Here is a 1466-nt window from a genome sequence, read left to right on the forward strand (position 1 = left end):
CAGGCCCGGCATGACCGACACGTCGAAGGCGAAGAACAGCCCCGCCATCAGGCCCATCGCGACGGTGGCACCCACCAGCAACGGCCCGGCGGCCCTGCTCTGCCCGACGGCACGCACCGGGCTGCCCGCCCCCGCACCGCCGATGGCCGACGGCGTGGAGTACGACAGCGGAACCGCGGTCTGATCCGAACGCATCTCAGGACCCCTTCACTCTCCCGGCCCCGCGGACTGCGGTGCCGACCGACTTGGTACACACGACACCGCCCACCGTGCGGCGAACCGCGCAACGGAACCGCGACAACCGGAACCCCGGCCCGCGAAAAGGGACTTGCCTCGCCTTGCACTCCCGGCCGGCGGCCGGCCGAGGCCCTCAGCCGCCTGCCGACTGCCGCCTGGGACCGCCGGCTCAGAGCACCGGAGTGAGGCCGCGCCGGTACCGCCGTTCCAGCACGGTCCGGCCGATCAGCCGCACCGGGGCGGGGATGGTCGCCGACACCGCCCGGACGGAGACCGCGTCCGCGCCGTCGAACATCCAGGGCTGCAGGTAGGTCATCACCTGGGTCGGCGCGCTCCTGATGATCCGGCGTTCGACCTGCAGGTACTCGTCCACCGGCAGGCCGGCCAGTGCCGGGAACACCACCGGCTCCTCGTGCCCCAGGTGCTCGCGCACCAGGGCCTCGAACCCGGTTGCCGCCTCCGGTAGTTCGGCGCGCAGGCCGGAGCCGAGCGCGCCCGCCACCCGCCGCATCGAGCGGTCCAGCGCCTCGTGGTCCTGCTCCAGGACGCCGCTGCCGTCGAAGGCGGCCACCCGGTCGCGCAGGTACGGCCAGAGGATCTCGTCCTCGCTGTGGTGGTGCCAGTCGATCACCTCGCGAAGCCGTCCGAACCACTCCGCCAGCGCCGCCGTGGAGCCCGACGAGCCGCGCGCGGCGAAGGAGCTCAGCCGCGCCGCGTCCCGCCGCATCGCCACGTGCATCAGGCCGAAGCCCTTGATGTGTCCGGGCAGTGCGCCGATGCCGCGCTCACTCGACCAGACCGTTGTGCCGTCCGACATGATGACCAGACCTCCAGAGTCCGTTCGGATTCCCCTGCGACGCCCGTCCGGGGGCGGCCGCTCGGGGCCGCCGGGGACGAGCCGGCTCACGCGTTCCACACGCCGGAGGCGGCGGCCTCCCGGGCGTACTCCGCGAAGTCCCGCGGCTCACGGCCCAGCGCGCGCCGCACCCCGTCCCCCAACGACGCGTTGCGACCGTCCAGGATCACCGAGAACAACTCAGCGAAGTCCCCCGGCAGCCCCGCCTCCTCCAGCACCCGCCGGTACGCCTCCTGCGACACCGCCTCGAACCGCACCCGACGGCCCACCGCCACCGACAACTCCCCCGCCACCTCCGCGAACGACAGCAACCGCGGCCCCGTCACCTCGTACACCTCCCCCGCATGCCCCGCCTCCGTCAACGCCGCCACCA

General features: G+C 73.5%; 1 protein-coding gene and 2 pseudogenes. All 3 read right to left on the reverse strand.

Features of this window, described 5'->3' with window-relative positions:
* A pseudogene (locus tag IF30_RS50075) lies at positions 1-195 on the reverse strand (hypothetical protein); the annotation flags it as partial.
* Positions 196-406: 211 nt separating this feature from the next.
* The gene (locus IF30_RS0140205; RefSeq protein WP_030248045.1) at positions 407-1054 is read right to left on the reverse strand and encodes a hemerythrin domain-containing protein; all 648 of its coding nucleotides are present in this window, start codon (positions 1052-1054) and stop codon (positions 407-409) included.
* An 86-nt stretch (positions 1055-1140) separates the two neighbouring features.
* Positions 1141-1466, reverse strand: a pseudogene (locus IF30_RS0140210) (NmrA family transcriptional regulator); the annotation flags it as partial.

This window comes from Streptomyces sp. NRRL S-350, assembly GCF_000719705.1.
Taxonomy (GTDB): domain Bacteria; phylum Actinomycetota; class Actinomycetes; order Streptomycetales; family Streptomycetaceae; genus Kitasatospora.

Bases quoted from the DNA above. Each gene is read 5' to 3' on its own strand.
- IF30_RS0140205 (WP_030248045.1), bottom strand. From the start codon at position 1,054: ATGTCGGACGGCACAACGGTCTGGTCGAGTGAGCGCGGCATCGGCGCA.